This is a genomic window from Mesorhizobium sp. M7A.F.Ca.CA.004.06.1.1 (assembly GCF_003999135.1).
GTDB lineage: Bacteria > Pseudomonadota > Alphaproteobacteria > Rhizobiales > Rhizobiaceae > Mesorhizobium.
Genome location: NZ_RZPQ01000052.1, coordinates 1 through 16,237, shown reverse-complemented (window position 1 = coordinate 16,237; position 16,237 = coordinate 1). Strand labels below are relative to the sequence as shown.

At 64.1% G+C, this 16,237-nt stretch carries 15 protein-coding genes; 13 read left to right on the top strand and 2 right to left on the bottom strand.

Annotated features, from left to right (window positions below; genetic code table 11):
- The coding region (locus tag EN906_RS05860; RefSeq protein ID WP_164777108.1) for a branched-chain amino acid ABC transporter substrate-binding protein at positions 1 to 896 on the bottom strand (896 nt) is incomplete at its 3' end.
- A 193-nt stretch (positions 897 to 1,089) separates the two neighbouring features.
- Here EN906_RS05860 and EN906_RS05855 point away from each other — a divergent pair.
- The 9 genes from EN906_RS05855 (at position 1,090) to EN906_RS05815 (ending at position 9,895) form a co-directional block, all read left to right on the top strand.
- Positions 1,090 to 2,007: a branched-chain amino acid ABC transporter permease gene (locus EN906_RS05855; protein WP_127267120.1), complete on the top strand. Its 918-nt coding sequence runs from the start codon at positions 1,090 to 1,092 to the stop codon at positions 2,005 to 2,007.
- 1 nt (position 2,008) lies between these two features.
- Positions 2,009 to 3,184: a branched-chain amino acid ABC transporter permease gene (locus EN906_RS05850; protein ID WP_127267119.1), complete on the top strand. Its 1,176-nt coding sequence runs from the start codon at positions 2,009 to 2,011 to the stop codon at positions 3,182 to 3,184.
- Positions 3,181 to 3,966, top strand: a complete 786-nt coding sequence (locus EN906_RS05845) for an ABC transporter ATP-binding protein (RefSeq protein WP_236382713.1) — start codon at positions 3,181 to 3,183, stop codon at positions 3,964 to 3,966. Before EN906_RS05850 ends, EN906_RS05845 begins: the two co-directional genes overlap by 4 nt.
- Complete coding sequence (locus EN906_RS05840) at positions 3,959 to 4,660, top strand: ABC transporter ATP-binding protein (RefSeq protein ID WP_127375099.1); 702 nt, start codon at positions 3,959 to 3,961, stop codon at positions 4,658 to 4,660. Before EN906_RS05845 ends, EN906_RS05840 begins: the two co-directional genes overlap by 8 nt.
- 203 nt (positions 4,661 to 4,863) lie before the next feature.
- Positions 4,864 to 6,168, top strand: a complete 1,305-nt coding sequence (locus tag EN906_RS05835) for an NAD(P)/FAD-dependent oxidoreductase (RefSeq protein WP_127267117.1) — start codon at positions 4,864 to 4,866, stop codon at positions 6,166 to 6,168.
- A gap of 11 nt (positions 6,169 to 6,179) precedes the next feature.
- Complete coding sequence (locus EN906_RS05830; RefSeq protein WP_127267116.1) at positions 6,180 to 6,596, top strand: RidA family protein; 417 nt, start codon at positions 6,180 to 6,182, stop codon at positions 6,594 to 6,596.
- A gap of 4 nt (positions 6,597 to 6,600) precedes the next feature.
- The gene (locus EN906_RS05825; RefSeq protein WP_127267115.1) at positions 6,601 to 7,275 is read left to right on the top strand and encodes a DUF1028 domain-containing protein; all 675 of its coding nucleotides are present in this window, start codon (positions 6,601 to 6,603) and stop codon (positions 7,273 to 7,275) included.
- A gap of 21 nt (positions 7,276 to 7,296) precedes the next feature.
- Positions 7,297 to 8,787 carry an aldehyde dehydrogenase gene (locus EN906_RS05820; RefSeq protein WP_127375098.1) on the top strand — a complete coding sequence of 497 codons (1,491 nt, stop codon included), beginning with the start codon at positions 7,297 to 7,299 and terminating at the stop codon, positions 8,785 to 8,787.
- Positions 8,788 to 8,938: 151 nt separating this feature from the next.
- A complete protein-coding gene (locus tag EN906_RS05815; RefSeq protein WP_127267113.1) occupies positions 8,939 to 9,895 on the top strand; it encodes a LysR family transcriptional regulator in 957 nt (318 codons plus the stop codon).
- Positions 9,896 to 9,901: 6 nt separating this feature from the next.
- On the opposite strand, the gene argE is transcribed toward EN906_RS05815, so the two are convergent.
- Complete coding sequence (gene argE / locus EN906_RS05810; protein WP_127267112.1) at positions 9,902 to 11,062, bottom strand: acetylornithine deacetylase; 1,161 nt, start codon at positions 11,060 to 11,062, stop codon at positions 9,902 to 9,904.
- Between the two features lie 280 nt (positions 11,063 to 11,342).
- Between argE and EN906_RS05805 the strand changes: the two genes are divergently transcribed.
- The 4 genes from EN906_RS05805 to EN906_RS05790 all read left to right on the top strand — a co-directional run.
- Positions 11,343 to 13,412, top strand: a complete 2,070-nt coding sequence (locus EN906_RS05805; RefSeq protein ID WP_127272282.1) for an NAD(P)-binding protein — start codon at positions 11,343 to 11,345, stop codon at positions 13,410 to 13,412.
- Between the two features lie 82 nt (positions 13,413 to 13,494).
- Positions 13,495 to 14,097, top strand: a complete 603-nt coding sequence (locus EN906_RS05800; RefSeq protein ID WP_127267110.1) for an ANTAR domain-containing response regulator — start codon at positions 13,495 to 13,497, stop codon at positions 14,095 to 14,097.
- 2 nt (positions 14,098 to 14,099) lie between these two features.
- Positions 14,100 to 15,338, top strand: a complete 1,239-nt coding sequence (locus tag EN906_RS05795) for a CmpA/NrtA family ABC transporter substrate-binding protein (RefSeq protein ID WP_164748886.1) — start codon at positions 14,100 to 14,102, stop codon at positions 15,336 to 15,338.
- Positions 15,339 to 15,694: 356 nt separating this feature from the next.
- Positions 15,695 to 16,237, top strand: a 543-nt coding sequence (locus EN906_RS05790) for an ABC transporter substrate-binding protein (protein WP_164777107.1), incomplete at its 3' end; no start/stop codon positions are given.

The following is a 16,237-nucleotide window of genomic DNA, read 5'->3' as shown; positions in this document are numbered from 1 at the left end:
GCCTTGGTTTCATAGGCCTTGTTGAACTCCTCGAGCTTGGGGTTCGACTGGACGGCCGGAGTTCCGGCGATGGTGCCCTCGGCGGCAGCTCCCGCGATCTCGATGAATTTCGGGTCGTAGATGCCTGAAATTCCGTACATCGGCAGATTGCCCATGCCGAGGTCGGCCATCTGGCTGCGCACCAGCGCTGCTTCGGTGACGACACCGCCGAAATAGACCGCGTCGGGCGACGCTGCCTTCGCGGTCGTCAGCATGGCGCGGAAATCGGTCGTGCCGACAGCTGCGGCATCCGAAGAAACGACCTCGCCGCCGGCCGCCTTGAAGAAATCGCCGAACCATTTGGTGTTGGCCGCACCGTAGTCGGTGGTGTCGGAGATGATGGCGATCTTCTTGATCTTGCCTTGCTTGGCGATGGCTTCGGCCAGCGGTTTGTTCTCGTTGACCAGCGTCGGCGTGACGCGGGTCACGTTCGGGAAGTTCTGTTCGGTAATCTTCGGGCTGACCGCGCCCCAGACGATGAACGGCATCTGCGAGCGGTTGAAGACCGGGATCGTCGCCAACGCGACCGAGCTGTTCCAATGCCCCGTTGCCGCGACCACCGCGGGATCGTTGACCAGCTTCTGCGCCGCCGAAACGCCGACCGCCGGATCGGAGGCGTCATCGAGCACGACGCCTTCCACCTGGTGCGGATAGCCGCTGGCATTGGCCTGCTCGATGGCGAGCAGGAAGCCGTTGCGGGCGCCGAGGCCCTGCTGGGCGTTGCCGCCGGAGAGCGGCCCGATGAAGCCGAGCTTGATCTGGTCGGCCTGCGCCTGGGCGGCGCCCAGGGCGATGGCAAACAGAGAGCCGGCCAGAATTGACGATACGCGGATAAGCGCACTGCGCCTGTTTTGCATGGTTCCACCTCAAACAGAATTATCTGCCGCCGTCGTAGCGACCCGGCCGATCGTGATCGTCGGCTGATCATCAGTGTACGGGCGCGTATTCAGTGACGAAATTCGGAAATTGTGACTCGTGAGTTCGGAGATTCGTTCTGTCCGCCCGGGATGGCGATTGATACCTGTCGGCTTCAATCGAGAGACCGACCGCATGGCGGAACTGCTTGTCCAGCAACTGGTGAACTGGATAACCCTTGGCTGCATCTATGCCTTGCTGGCGATCGGATTCAGCCTGATCTTCGGTGTCTTGAACGTCATTCATTTCTCGCACGGCGATGTCGCGATGACGGCGCCGTTCATCACGCTGGCGCTTGCCCAGGCGTTGGCGACCGCTCTTGGCGCCTCGGGGCCCGCCTGGCTGGTGCTTGCGGTTCCGGTCGCCGTGTTCGCCGTCGGTTTGATCGGCGTCCTGCTGGACAAGGTGGTCATCAGGCGCTTCCGCGATGCGCCCGCCATGATGGCGCTGGTGGCGACCGTGGCGCTCGGCATCGTCATCCGCGAGCTGATCCGCCATCTCTATCCGCAGGGATCGAACCCGCATGCCTTCCCGCGCCTGGTGTCGGGCATGGCTTTCGAAATCTCCGGCGTTGCCATCAGCTGGTTCGCGCTGCTGGTGGTGGTGCTGACCGTCGCGCTGGTTGCCATGCTGTTTGTCTTCCTGCGCATGACCCCGCTCGGGCTGCGCATCCGGGCGGCCTCGGAGGACCGGGTCGTGGCGCGCATGATGGGCATCCGCGATGCACGCGTCTTCCGTGCGACGTTCTTCATTGCCTCGGCTATCGGCGCCATCGCTGGACTTCTGTTCGCAAGCTATGCCGGCGTGACACGGTTCGACTTCGGCGTCATGGCCGGCCTGCTCGGCTTTTCCGCCGCGGTCATCGGCGGCCTCGGCTCGATGCCGGGCGCCATACTGGGCGGACTGATCATTGCCGGCATCGAAGTGCTGGCGCAGACATTCGTGCCGGACGGCGCTTCCTACCGGCTGGTCTTCGTCTTCCTGCTGGTCATCGCCGTGCTCATCTTCCGCCCCGCCGGCCTGCTTGGGCGCACCGTCATGGAGAAAGTCTAGCATGCAGGGTCGTGCTTCACCCGACGTGCCGGGCATAGCCGCGGCCACGGTCTTCGCCATCGCCTCGCAAATCATCGGGGCAGCGTTCCTGTACCTCATCCTCAAAGTCGACGGCGGCTGGCAGGTGGTCGGCCTGCTGGCCTTGCTCGGCCTCGGTTTCTATCTGCTGGAGAGGCTGCCGTGGATCGCCGACTATGCGTTGGCGAGCTTTGCCCGGGTTCCGCTCGTGGCGATGATCACTGCGGCGGTCATCGTCCTGGCCTTTCCGTTCTTCGTCGGATCCAACACCTATATCCTCCATCTGCTGATCGTCGCCGAGCTTTATGCGGTGCTGGCGCTGGCGCTCAATTTCCAGCTCGGCAGCGCCAACATCCCGAACTTCGCCACCGGCGCTTCCTACGGCATCGGCGCCTACGTGTCGGCGCTGCTGGCGATCAATTTCGGCGTCAGCTTCTGGCTGACGCTGCCGGTCGCGGCGCTGGCGGCGACCCTGTTCGGTTTCATCATCGGCATCCCGTCGATGCGCACGCGCGACACTTATCTGGCGCTTGTCACCATCGCCTTCGGTGTCGTGGTCCAGCAATTGCTGAACAATTTCAGCTGGACCGGCGGACCCAACGGACTGGTCGGCATTCCGGCGCCCAGCCTGTTCGGCCATTCCTTTGCCGATCCGCTGGTGATCTTCTGCTGGAAGCTGCCGAGCCAGGCGAATTTCTATTATTTGTCGGCCGCACTGGTCGTCGTCGCCATCGTCACCGCGCATCGGCTGCACGGTTCGCGCATCGGTCTGGCCTGGAATGCGCTGCGCGCCGACGAGATCGCCGCCAAGGCGCAAGGCATCAATGTGGCGTGGTTCAAGGTTCTGGCCTTCGCCGTCGACGCCTTTCTCGCCGCCTTCGCCGGCACGATCTACGCCTTCTACGTCTCCTACATTTCTCCCGACAATTTCACCTTCCTGGTCTCCGTCACCATCATGACCATGGTCATCGTCGGCGGCATGGACAATATTTTCGGTGTCATCGTCGGTGCGTTCCTGCTGACCATCCTGCCGGAGAAATTGCGCGCGTTCGCCGACTACCGCCTGCTGTTCTTCGGCGTCGTCATCATCGGCTTCCTGATGATCCGGCCGCAAGGTCTGTTCCCGCAACGCATGCGGCGCTACGGAGGCGGACTGTGAGCGCGCTTCTCAAGGTCGAGAATTTGACGATGCGCTTCGGCGGCCTGGTCGCGCTCAACGATGTCAGCCTGTCGATCGACAAGGGCGCGGTGCTCGCCGTCATCGGCCCGAACGGCGCCGGCAAGTCGACGCTGTTCAATGTCGTGACCGGCGTCTACCGGCCAACCTCCGGTCGCGTGACCTTCGACGGCGCCGAGATCACCGGCCGCCCGTCCTACGAAGTTGTCGACCGCGGCATCGCCCGCACATTCCAGTCGTCGCGTCTGTTCTCCGACCTCAGTGTCCTCGACAACGTCATCATCGGCATGCACACCCGCACCAGGACCGGCGTGCTGACCGCGCTGTTTCGGCCCGGCGCGTCGCGCCGTGAGATGGCGGCCTGCGTGGAAAAGGCCGAAACCCTGCTCAAGCTCGGCTCCGGCGACCTGTTCGAACAACGCTACCGGCCAGCGGGCACGCTGGCGCAGGCCGACAGGCGACGGCTGGAAATTGCCCGCGCGCTCGCATCGCAGCCCAAGCTCTTGCTGCTCGACGAACCTTCGGTCGGCATGGACGACACGGAAACCGACGCACTGGTGGCCGACATCACGCGGCTGCGCGTACAAAACCCTGCTCTGTCGGTAGTTCTGATCGAGCACGACATGCGGGTGGTCGAAGCGTTCCCGCAGCATGTCACCTGCATCGACTATGGCAGCAAGATCGCCGAGGGCGACTTCGCGGCGGTGCGCGCCGACCCGCGCGTCCAGGAAGCCTATCTCGGGAAGGCGGTCGCCCATGCTTGAACTCAGGGATGTCGATACTTCCTATGGCGCGGTGCCGATGCTGCGCGGCGTGGCGATGAGCGTACGCCCCGGCGAACTGGTTTGCCTGCTCGGACCGAACGGCGCCGGCAAGACGACAACCTTCATGACAGTCTGCGGTGTCGTGCGAGCGCAGCGCGGCAAGGTCGAGGTGATGGGCAGGGACATGGCGACGCTCGGCACGGAAAACCTGGCGTCGCTCGGCGTCGGGCTCGTTCCCGAAGGGCGCCGGCTGTTCCCCGGCCTGACCGTGATGGAGAATTTGCGCCTGGGCTATGATGCGGTGTCGGCCAGGGGGCCCAATTTCGCGGTGCAACTGGACAAGATGTGCAAGCTTTTTCCGCGCATCCATGAGCGTTTGCGCCAAGTCGCCGGCACGCTGTCCGGCGGCGAACAGGCGATGGTGGCGCTGGCGCGCGCGCTGATCGGCGAACCCAGACTGGTGATCATGGACGAGCCGTCGCTCGGCCTCTCGCCAAAACTCATCGGCGAGTATTTCGAGATCACAAGGGAAATCCCTCGCCAAGGCACGACCATCCTGTTGATCGAACAGAATGCCGAAATGGGGCTGGGCATCGCCGATCGCGGCTATGTGCTGGTCAAGGGTAAGGTCGCCCAGGAGGGGCCGGCAAAGGAGTTGCTCTCGTCCAAGGCGGCCAGAAGCCTTTATCTCTGAGCCGTCCGTTTCTTCTGACTCAACAGTGATGATCCACGCCCCGCGCTCCACATCTTCGGCCATGCTTCCCGGCATTTAGGGACAAGCTAACCACTGCCACATGAAATCATAATTTTCGCTGCCCGGTGCCTCCAGTAAACCAACGATCAGATCTCCGCCGCATCCGCAGACACTCCCGGGGAGAGCCAGAAAGGGCCGCTGAAATGCCAGTCGAAACGGTAGACACGCTTGTTGTTGGCGGCGGCCAGGCGGGGCTGGCCATGAGCGAGCATCTGAGCAAGTGCGGGGTGCCGCATCTCGTGCTCGAGCGAAGCCGCATCGCCGAACGCTGGCGTACCGAAAGATGGGACTCGCTGGTTGCCAATGGTCCCGCCTGGCATGATCGTTTTCCCGGCATGGAATTTCCGGATGCCGGTCCCGACGCCTTTGTCGGCAAGGAGAAGGTCGCCGACTATTTTGTCGCTTACGCCGGCATGATCGCTGCCCCCATCCGCTGCGGCGTGGAGGTCAGGAGCGTGGAAAGGCTTGTCGGCCGTCCCGGCTTCCGGGTCGAAACCTCGGATGGCGTGATCGAGGCCAGGAGCGTGGTTGCCGCTACCGGGGCTTTCCAGCATCCGGTCATTCCGGCGGTTGTCCCCGGGGATGCCGGAGCGATGCAGATCCATTCCAGCGCCTATCGCAATCCGGGCCAGTTGCCCGAAGGTGCGGTGCTGGTGGTCGGCTCCGGGTCCTCGGGGGTGCAGATCGCCGACGAACTCCAGCGCGCGGGACGGCGCGTCTACCTCTCGGTCGGGCCGCATGATCGGCCGCCGCGGGCCTATCGCGAGCGTGACTTCTGCTGGTGGCTGGGGGTTTTGGGCAAATGGGACGCTCAAGCGCCGGCGCCTGGCACCGAACACGTCACCATCGCGGTGAGCGGCGCGCGGGGCGGCCAGACGATCGACTTCCGGCGTCTTGCCGCGCAAGGGATAATGCTGGTTGGCCGGACTGAATCCTACAAGGACGGGGTTCTGACCTTCGCGTCGGACTTGGCTAAAAATATCGCGCGCGGCGATGCGAACTACATGTCGGTGCTGGACGAGGCCGACGCCTATGTCGCTCGCAACGGCCTCGACCTTCCAGAGGAGCCTGCGGCCCGCGAGATCGGACCGGACCCGCAATGCATGACCGATCCCATTCTCGAGCTGAACCTGGCGGAAGCCGGGATAGGTTCGATCATCTGGGCAACGGGTTTCACCGTCGATTACAACTGGCTGAAGGTCGATGTGTTTGACGAAAAGGGCAAGCCGAAGCACCAGCGCGGCGTGTCGACCGAGCCGGGAATCTATTTCCTGGGACTGCCGTGGCAATCGCGGCGGGGGTCGAGCTTCATCTGGGGCGTCTGGCACGACGCCCAGCATGTGGCGGACCATATCTCCACGCAGCGCAAGTACCTGGCCTACCATGCGTCCGCGAAGCGCGAGACCAAAGTGGCATGGAAACGGACGTCCCGACCTCGAGCCGACTGACGGAGACCAAGATGGCCCATACAAGAATTCGCAAGTTCAACACCAAGGACACCTATCCCGAGCAGAAGCTCGACAATGATCTGTGCCAGGCGGTCGTTACGCGGGGCGGCAGGACCGTCTATCTGCGCGGCCAATGCCCGCAGGACCTCGACACGGCCAAGAATATCGAAAGCCATGATCCGGTCGAACAGACGCACAAGGTCATGCAGAACATCCGCCAGCTGATCGAGGAGTGCGGCGGCACCATGGAGCATTTGGTCAAGGTGGTGGTCTACATTACCGATGTCCGCTATCGCGAGGCGGTCTACCGCACCATGGGCGAGTATATCAAAGGCGTGCATCCCGTCTCGACCGGCCTTGTCGTGCAGGCCCTGGCGCGGCCGGACTGGCTGGTCGAGATCGACGGCACCGCAGTTATCCCGGATTAAAGTCATGACATTCTCCATCGTCGCGCGGTGCAGCCGCACCGGCATGTTCGGGGTCGCGGTGTCCTCCTCGTCGCCTGCTGTGGCGGCGCGCTGCGCCTATGCGCAGGCGGGCGCCGGCGCCGTTGCCAGTCAGAACGTCACCGATCCTACGCTGGGACTGCGCGGTCTCGAATTGCTGGCGCGCGGCGCGTCGGCGGCAGAGGCGATTGTCATATTGAAGCGCACCGGTGCCTATCCCGAATACCGGCAGGTGCTGGCTGTCGATGCCGCCGGGACGACCGCTATCCACTCAGGGCCCAAGGCGCTTGGCATCTGGGCGGAGGCGCGTGCGGACAATGTCGCCTGCGGCGGCAACATGCTGGCCCATGACGGCGTTCCGCAAGCCATGGTCGAGGCTTTCCTGGCGTCGGAAGGGCATCTCGGCGACCGCCTCATCGCGACCATGCGCGCCGCGCTGAAAGCGGGCGGCGAGGCCGGCCCGGTCCATTCGGCTGGCATGAAGCTGGTGCGCGAGGTTGCGTGGCCGGTCGCCGATCTGCGCTGCGACTGGACCGACGACTGCCCGATCGAGCAACTGGCGACGCTGTGGGAACTCTACAAGCCACAGCTCGATGCCTATGTGACCCGTGCCATAAACCCATCCGATGCGCCGAGCTACGGCGTGCCGGGCGACGAATAGTCAAGACAGGGGTCGCCTGCGATGAGCGAACTCAGCCACAAGGACTGGATCGGCAAGGCGTCGGCGATCCGTTTTCGCGACAAGGCGTTCATCGACGGCAAGACGGTTGCGGCGCGTTCGGGCCGGACTTTTGCCAGCGTCAATCCGGCAACCGGCGAGGTGCTGGCCGAAGTGGCGTCCTGCGGTGAGGAAGACATCGATCTGGCGGTTGCCGCAGCGCGGCGCAGCTTCAACGCCGGCGTCTGGTCGCGGACCAGTCCGGCGCACCGTAAGGAGGTGCTGCTGCGGCTGGCGCAATTGCTGCGCGAAAACCTGCATGAACTGGCTCTGCTGGAATCGCTCGACATGGGCAAACTGGTCAGGGATGCGGCCGCGGTCGACGTTCCCGGCTCGGCAGCGATCTTCCAATGGTATGGCGAGGCCATCGACAAGATCTATGGCGAAGTGGCGCCGACCGGCGAAGGTGATCTGGTGCTGGTGCGGCGCGAACCGCTTGGCGTGGTCGGCGCGGTGGTGCCGTGGAATTTCCCGCTCGACATGGCGACCTGGAAATGCGCGCCGGCACTGGCGGCAGGCAATTCGGTGGTGCTGAAACCCGCCGAGCAGTCGCCTTTGTCGGCCCTGCTTCTGGCGGAACTGGCAATGGAAGCGGGCCTGCCTGCAGGCGTGCTCAATGTCGTGCCCGGCCTTGGCGAAACCGCCGGCCAGGCGCTTGGCCGCCATATGGATGTGGATTGCCTCGCCTTCACCGGTTCGACCGCCGTGGGCAAGATGTTTCTGCAGTATTCCGGCCAGTCGAACATGAAGCAGGTCTGGCTGGAAACCGGCGGCAAGAGCCCGAACCTCATCTTTGCCGATTGCGGCGATCTTGACACGGCAGCCGACATGGCTGCCTTCGGCATCTTCTTCAACCAGGGCGAGGTCTGTTCCGCCAATTCACGCCTGCTCGTCCAGCGCGGCATCAAGGATGCCCTGATGGAGAAACTGGTACAACGTACGGCGGCCACGCAGCCCGGCGATCCGCTCGATCCGACTTCGAAAATGGGCGCGATGGTCGATGCCCGCCACGCGGCCAATGTCATGCGGTTCGTCGAGGCCGGAAAGAAAAGCGCGCGCCTGGTCGCGGGCGGCGACCTGGTCACGGTCAATGGGCGCGGCAGCTTTGTCCAGCCGACCATCTTCGACGATGTCGCACCTGCCGATCCGATTGCTCGCGACGAGATCTTCGGGCCGGTGCTTTCGGTCATCGCCTTCGACGACGAGGCCGACGCGATCCGCATCGCCAATGACAGCCCCTATGGGCTGGCCGCATCGCTGTGGACCGACAGCCTGTCGCGCGCGCATCGTATCGCCGGCCGGCTGCATGCCGGCACGGTTTCCGTCAACACGGTCGACGCGCTGAGCCCGATGACGCCGTTCGGCGGTTTCAAGCAATCCGGCTTCGGCCGCGACCTGTCGCTGCATGCGCTCGACAAATACACCGCGCTCAAAACGACATGGATCAAATACTGATGGGCGCCTAAAGCGCATCGCGATTGAACGGATTCAAGCGATGCGCTTTAGGCCTTTGCTCTATGCATGTCATTTGCGCAAAACCGGGGCCACTTTTGCGCGACATGCATTAGGCTTGATCGAAGCCCTCAAACCAGCAACATAGCCAGCCATGCCGCTACGCTTCACGCTCAGACAGCTGGAATATTTCGTCGCCGTGGGCGAAGCCGGTTCCATCGCTAAGGCGGCCGAACAGGTCAATGTATCGCCGCCATCGATTTCGGCCTCGATCGCGCAGCTGGAAACCGAGTTCGGTGTCCAGCTGTTTGTCCGCAAGCATTCGCACGGCCTCTCGCTGACGGCCGGTGGCCGCATCTTCCTCAAGGAAGCCGCCCGGCTGCTCAACGATGCAGACGCCTTGCACGACGTCGCCGGCGACTTTGCCGAGAAGGTGCGCGGCCCGCTGGCGGTGGGATGCCTGCTGACCTTTGCGCAAATCGTGCTGCCGGCGCTGCGCATGCGGTTCGAACGCGCCTATCCCGATGTGCGCGTGCGCCAGTTCGAGCGCAATCAGGGGCAATTGCTCGAGATGCTGCAGCGCGGTGAAATCGATCTTGCCCTGACCTACGATCTCGAACTGTCGCAGGACATGACCTTCGAGCCGCTGATGCTGGTGCCGGCCTATGTCATGCTGCCGGCGGGGCATCGCTTTGCGGCAAAGGCGTCGATCACGACGGAGGAATTGGCCGACGAGCCGATGGTGCTGCTCGACCTGCCGTTCAGCCGCGAATATTTCCTTTCGGCATTCCACCAGCGCGGGATCCGCCCCAACATTGCCGAGCGCACCGGCGACATCGCCGTCATGCGTTCCATGGTGGCCAACGGCTTCGGCTACGGCATCGCCAATATGCGGCCGCTCAACACGCTGGCGCCGGACGGCAAGCCGCTGGTCTTCGTGCCGCTGGACGGCGATCTGCGGCCGCTGACCATGGGCGTCGCCTTGCCCAGTTCCGAACACCGCACGCAAACCGTCCAGGCCTTCATCGACCACTGCCGGCATTTCGTCGTCGAGCAAGGCGTGTTCGGCGCCGAGCGGGCTGTCGGCCAGGCAGCACTTCCACAGAAGTAGCCCCGGTTAAGCCAACTGCTGGTCGGCAAGCCGCTGCAGCAATTTTTCCAGCATGCCATCGCAACGGCGCATCTGCTCGACGCTGACGAACTCATCCGGCTTGTGTCCCTGCGCCATCGATCCCGGTCCGCACACGACCGTCGGCGTGCCGAGATCGCGGTTGAACAGGCCGCCCTCCGTGCCGTAGGCAACCTTGATGGTGTTGTTGGCGCCGGTCAGCGATTTGATGAAAGCGACGGCTTGCGAACTGACCGGCGTGTCCAGGCCGGGATAGGTGTTGGTGATGTCGATGTCGATTGCCGCCTCGAGCGCGATAGCCGAGGCTTCGGTGGCAATGCGCGCGGCCTCCACGCGCAGACGCTCGAGAATCTCATGCGGGTCGTCGGCCGCGACATTGCGGATCTCGAAGTCGACCTGGCAGAGGTTCGGCACGATGTTCAGCGCCACGCCGGCGTTGATCTTGCCGACATGGACGGTTGTGTAGGCAATGTCGTAGTCGCCGTCGCGGGCGCCATCGCGCACCAGCCGGTCCTGTTCGCGGCGCAAGGCGGCGACGAAATCGCAGCCGAGATGGATGGCGTTGAGCGCCAGCGGGGCCATCGCCGAATGGCCCTCGCGTCCCTTGCAAAGCGCGCGTGCGGCAAGCTTGCCCTTGTGGCCCGTCGCCACCTGCATATCGGTCGGCTCGCCGACAATGCATAGCAACGGCCGCTGCGGGGCTGCTTGCAGCATGTCGATCAGGCTTCGCACACCAATGCAGCCGATCTCCTCGTCGTAGGAGAGCGCCAAATGCAGCGGCGTGCGCAGCGTCATTTTCGAGGCTTTAAGGCACGCCGCGAGCGCGCAGGCCACAAAACCCTTCATGTCGGCTGTGCCACGTCCGTAAAGCTTGCCGTCTCGGCTCGTCATCTCGAAGGGCGGCAGCGTCCAGGCCTGGCCGTCGACGGGGACGACGTCGGTGTGGCCGGACAGCATGATGCCGGAAGCGTCGGCCGGTCCGATGGTGGCAAACAAATTGGCCTTGTGGCCGTCCTCGCTGTGGATGATCCGGCTGTCAATGCCATGCGCGTCCAGCAGCTCCGCCACGTAGCCGACGAGGGCGAGGTTCGAATCGCGGCTCACCGTCGGGAACGCGATCAGTTTTTCAAGGATCTGGATGCTGTCCATGCGTCTTGTGTCTCATTGGGCGTGCGCGCTATCTAACATCGCGCGGCGGCGGCCTTGAAGTCGCATTTGGCTCAGCCGGGATTCATCGGATGCTAATCCAGGCAGTGCTGCCGATTAGGCGCGTCCTAACCGGCACAGAAGAAATCTGTTGTTTCCCGGCGCTTGCCGCAATTTATGAATGGTCTCACGGCATCAACCCACTGGGCTGGCCGGCTTGCGCCACGGCTCGAAACCATGATCGGGCATGCTGCAAGGCGACGCTGGCAGGAAGGCACGTTCCATGCGCGATCCGCGCTACGACATTCTGTTCGAGCCCGTAAAGATCGGTCCGGTGACCGCCAAGAACCGCTTCTATCAGGTTCCGCATTGCAATGGCGGCGGCTATCGCGATCCTTCGGCCGCGGCCGAGATGCGCCGCATCAAGTCGGAAGGCGGCTGGGGCGTCATCTTCACCGAGCAGACCGAGATGCACCACACATCGGAGATCACGCCCTTCATCGAGCTCAGGCTGTGGGACGACGCCGATATCCCGGCGCTGGCGAAGATGGCAGAGGCCATGCACCAGCATGGCGCGCTGGCCGGCATCCAGTTGGCCTATTCGGGCATCAACGGTCCCAACCTCTACACCAAGGAGGTACCGCGCGGACCGTCGGCCCTGCCGATCCGAACCTTCACCAACGATCCGGTGCAGGCGCGCGCCATGGACAAGCAGGATATTCGCGACCTGCGCCGCTGGCACCGCAATGCATTCAAGCGTGCCAGGCTTGCGGGCTTCGACCTGGTCTGCCTCTACGGCGCGCATGGCTTCGGCATCATCCAGCACTTCCTGTCCACCGCCACGAACCAGCGCAGCGACGAATATGGCGGCTCGCTGGAAAACCGCTCGCGGCTGATGCGTGAGCTGATCGAAGAGGGCAGGAACGCCATCGGCGACACGTGCGGCCTAACGCTGCGGCTGTCGCTGGACGAGATGATCGGCGAGCTTGGCTTCGGCAACTCCGAAGTGCGCGACATGATCGAGATGCATGCCGACCTGCCAGACCTCTGGGACCTGGCGCATGGCGCCTGGGAGGACTGTTCGGGGCCGTCGCGGTTCAAGGAGGAGGGCGCGCAGGAGAGCCTGGTGTCCGGCATCAAGATGCTGACCTCGAAGCCGGTCGTCGGCGTCGGTCGCTTCACCTCGCCGGATGTGATGGTGAAGATGATCAAGTCCGGCACGCTGGACTTCATTGGCTGCGCGCGGCCGTCGATTGCCGATCCCTTCCTGCCGAAGAAGGTGGAGGAGGGGCGGATCGAGGACATTCGCGAATGCATCGGCTGCAACATCTGCATCACCGGCGACATGACCATGTCGATCTCTCGTTGCACGCAGAACCCGACCTTCATGGAGGAGTGGCGCAAGGGCTGGCATCCCGAACGGATGCAGGCCAAGGGCGACAGCGACAGCGTGCTGATCGTCGGCGCCGGCCCGGCCGGGCTGGAAGCGGCGCGTGCACTCGGCCTGCGCGGCTACCAGGTGGCCATCGCCGAAGCGGGAACCGAACTCGGCGGCCGCGTGGCGCGCGAGTGCCGCTTGCCCGGTCTCTCGGCATGGGGGCGTGTGCGCGACTATCGCCAGTACCAGATCAGCCAGATGTCCAATGTCGACGTCTATTTCGAAAGCCGGCTGTCGGCCGAGGAAATCCTCGCCTTCGGCTTCCAGAACATTGCCGTCGCCACCGGCTCGACATGGCGCCGCGATGGCGTGGCGCGCGCGCATGTCGTGCCGATGCCGGTGGACCCGGCCATGCCGGTCTACACGCCGGACGATTTGATGGGCGGCAATATACCGACCGGCACTGTCGTGCTGTTCGACGACGATCACTATTACATGGGCGGTGTCCTGGCCGAGCTGATGGCGCGGCAGGGTGCGAAGGTGACGCTGGTGACGCCGTCGGCCTATGTGTCCGACTGGACCCGCAACACGCTGGAGCAGGGCGCCATCCATCGCCGGCTGGCCGAACTCGGCGTCGAGATCGTGCTGAATCGGACTGTGACCCGCATCGTGGCGGGTGGGGTTGCCACTGCGTGCGCCTATACGGGCAGCCAACGCGACTTCGCCGCGGACGCCGTCGTGCTCGTGACGTCGCGCCAACAGGACGATGGCGTCTGGTGCGAACTGAAGGCGCGGCGAGATCAATGGGCCGATAGCGGCATCCGCTCGATCAAAATCATCGGCGATGCCGGGGCGCCGGGTCCGATCGCCTGGGCAACCTACGCCGGCCACCGTTTCGCCCGCGAGCTGGACGAAGCCGATATCGGCGACGCACTGCCCTTCCGCCGCGAGGTCACGGCGTTGGCGGCGGATTAGACGCCGGCGGCCCGGTCAGCGAATATCGGGTTGTTCAACCATACTGCATTGCACAATTCCTTCGCTTGGTCACAATGCAGGCATGGTTCGAACCGCACTCGCCGTCCTGGTGATCGATGAAAACCGCATCCGCGCCGCGATCATCGAGGCGGGATTGCGCGAGGCCGGCCATGAGCGAGTCACCGTCATCCATGACGTGACCGGCATTGCGCGGCGGATCGCCGAGATCGAGCCCGATGTCATCGTCATCGATCTCGAGAATCCGAACCGCGACATGCTGGAAAACATGTTCCAGCTGTCGCGCGCCGTGAAACGGCCGATCGCCATGTTCGTCGACCGCTCCGATCAGGCCTCGATCGAGGCGGCGGTCGATGCCGGCGTTTCGGCCTATGTCGTCGACGGTCTGCGGCAAGAGCGCGTCAAGCCGATCCTCGACATGGCGGTAAGCCGCTTCAACGCTTTTTCGCGCATGGCGCGCGAACTGGAAGAGGTTCGCGGCGAGCTAGAGAGCCGTAAGGTGATCGATCGTGCCAAGGGCATATTGATGAAGTCGCGCGGCCTCTCCGAAGAGGCGGCCTACACGCTGCTGCGCAAGACGGCGATGAACCAGAACCGCAAGATCGGCGACATCGCCCAGAGCCTGGTGACTGCCGCCGGGCTGCTGGGGCCGCCGGAGGACGAATGAGCATGACTGCTGCGCACCAGATCACCGCCGGTTTCATGCCGCTTTTCGACAGCGCCGTGCTGGTCGCGGCCGGGGAGCTTGGCTTTGCCGCACGAGAAGGCATCGACCTCACCCTACACCGCGAGACGTCCTGGGCCAACATCCGCGACCGCATCGCCATCGGTCACTTTCATCTCGCGCATATGCTGGGACCGATGCCGCTCGCCTGCAATCTCGGGCTGACGCCACTCGCTTCGGAAACCATCGTGCCGTTCTCGCTCGGGCTCGGCGGCAATTGCGTCACCGTCTCCAACACCGTCTGGGCCGGAATGGTGGCGCAGGGCGCCGAAGCCGATCTTGATCCGGCGCGCGCCGGTGCGGCGTTGCGCGCGCTCATTCGCGAGCGCGCTGCGGCCGGTGGCGACCCGCTGCGCTTCGCCGTGGTGCATCCGCATTCCGGGCACAATTACGAATTGCGCTATTGGCTCGCCGCCTGCGGCATCGATCCGGCGCGCGAAATCGAGATCGTCATCGTGCCGCCGCCCTTCATGGCGGATGCGCTGGCCACCGGCCGCATCGACGGGTACTGCGCAGGCGAACCCTGGAACAGTGCTGCGGTTGCCGCCGGCACCGGGCATATCGTCACCGTCAAGGCGCGGATATGGCGTAACAGCCCGGAGAAGGTAATCGGCGTACGCAAGGCGTGGGCAGACGAAAACCCCGAGGCACTGGCGGCGCTGCTGCGTGCGCTGCATCACTCGGCGCGCTGGTGCCAGGATCCGGCCAACCGTGGCGAATTGGCAGCTGTGATGGCGCAGGCCGGCTTTCTCGGTCTGCCGCCGGCCGTGCAGATGCCGATCCTGACCGGTCATCTCCGACTGGGCGGCGGCGCGGAGCGGACCATCGACGACTTCTTCCTCCCGTTCGACAAGGCAGCGAACTTTCCATGGAAGAGCCATGCGCTGTGGTTCTACACGCAGATGGTGCGCTGGGGGCACGTGGCGCACACGCCGGAAAACCTTGCCATCGCCCGCAACTGCTACCGGCCCGACCTCTACCGTTCGGCTCTGAAGCCGCTTGGTGTGGCGCTTCCCGGCGCCAATTCGAAAGTCGAGGGTGCGCTCCAAGTTGCCACCGCGGTCGGCGCGACAGGCGCCGGCCTTGTGCTCGGTCCGGACGGTTTCTTCGACGGCCAGATCTTCGATCCGGACGAGGTCGACGCCTACATTACCGGCCAGAAATCGGCTCGCGCGGAAGCCTGATCATTTCCGCGTCATTCTTGTGCATTGCACAAAAATTGTGCGCGCGATTGCCCGAATGAACAATCTTTGGCCTTCCGGCCATACGACCCGGTGCGTCCGCGATCGGCGCGGGTTGCTGATTTAATTGATCTTTTTCACCTCTCTCAAAACTGGCACGGTTCCTGCTTTGAAATAGACAGGCCCTTCGCGGGTCACGGAACAGGCGTCCAATGACGGGCGCCACAGGCAAAGCTGCCGCTCAGGTTAATGCGCGCTCCCGGTCACCCGGACGCGAAGACCTGGCTGGCGGCTTTTTTGTTTTGATCAACACGCAATCGACGACGCGGATCCCAAGCCGCGCCCAACCGGAGACGACGATGACGAAACGGATCAGGACTGGAACGACCCTCAAGGACATGACGCGCCGCGATTTTCTCGTCAGCAGCGCGATGACGGCCGGCCTGTTCGTGGCGGCCCGCAAGCTCTTCCCTTCCGGCGCCTATGCTGCGACCGCCACTCCGGAGGTCACCGGCGCCAAGCTCGGCTTCATTGCCCTCACCGATGCGGCACCGCTGATGATCGCCAAGGAGAAGGGGCTGTTCGCCAAGTTCGGCATGCCCGATGTCGAGGTGCTCAAGCAGGCCTCCTGGGGTGCGACACGCGACAATCTGATGCTCGGCGGCGCGGCCAACGGCATCGACGGCGCCCATATCCTGACGCCGCTGCCTTACCTCATGCACACGGGCAAGGTGACGCAGAACAACCAGCCGATGCCGATGGCGATCGTGGCGCGGCTCAACTACGACTGCCAAGGCATTTCGGTCGCCCAGGAATATGCCGGCACCGGTGTCGGTCTCGACGCCTCGAAGCTGAAAGATGCTTTTGCCGCCAAGAAGGCGGCCGGTAAGGAAATCAAGGCC

Bases quoted from the DNA above. Each gene is read 5' to 3' on its own strand.
- EN906_RS05840 (WP_127375099.1), top strand. From the start codon at position 3,959: ATGCTTGAACTCAGGGATGTCGATACTTCCTATGGCGCGGTGCCGATG.
- argE (WP_127267112.1), bottom strand. From the start codon at position 11,062: ATGGACAGCATCCAGATCCTTGAAAAACTGATCGCGTTCCCGACGGTG.
- EN906_RS05825 (WP_127267115.1), top strand. From the start codon at position 6,601: ATGACATTCTCCATCGTCGCGCGGTGCAGCCGCACCGGCATGTTCGGG.
- EN906_RS05795 (WP_164748886.1), top strand. From the start codon at position 14,100: ATGACTGCTGCGCACCAGATCACCGCCGGTTTCATGCCGCTTTTCGAC.
- EN906_RS05805 (WP_127272282.1), top strand. From the start codon at position 11,343: ATGCGCGATCCGCGCTACGACATTCTGTTCGAGCCCGTAAAGATCGGT.
- EN906_RS05800 (WP_127267110.1), top strand. From the start codon at position 13,495: ATGGTTCGAACCGCACTCGCCGTCCTGGTGATCGATGAAAACCGCATC.
- EN906_RS05855 (WP_127267120.1), top strand. From the start codon at position 1,090: ATGGCGGAACTGCTTGTCCAGCAACTGGTGAACTGGATAACCCTTGGC.
- EN906_RS05815 (WP_127267113.1), top strand. From the start codon at position 8,939: ATGCCGCTACGCTTCACGCTCAGACAGCTGGAATATTTCGTCGCCGTG.
- EN906_RS05830 (WP_127267116.1), top strand. From the start codon at position 6,180: ATGGCCCATACAAGAATTCGCAAGTTCAACACCAAGGACACCTATCCC.
- EN906_RS05835 (WP_127267117.1), top strand. From the start codon at position 4,864: ATGCCAGTCGAAACGGTAGACACGCTTGTTGTTGGCGGCGGCCAGGCG.
- EN906_RS05820 (WP_127375098.1), top strand. From the start codon at position 7,297: ATGAGCGAACTCAGCCACAAGGACTGGATCGGCAAGGCGTCGGCGATC.
- EN906_RS05850 (WP_127267119.1), top strand. From the start codon at position 2,009: ATGCAGGGTCGTGCTTCACCCGACGTGCCGGGCATAGCCGCGGCCACG.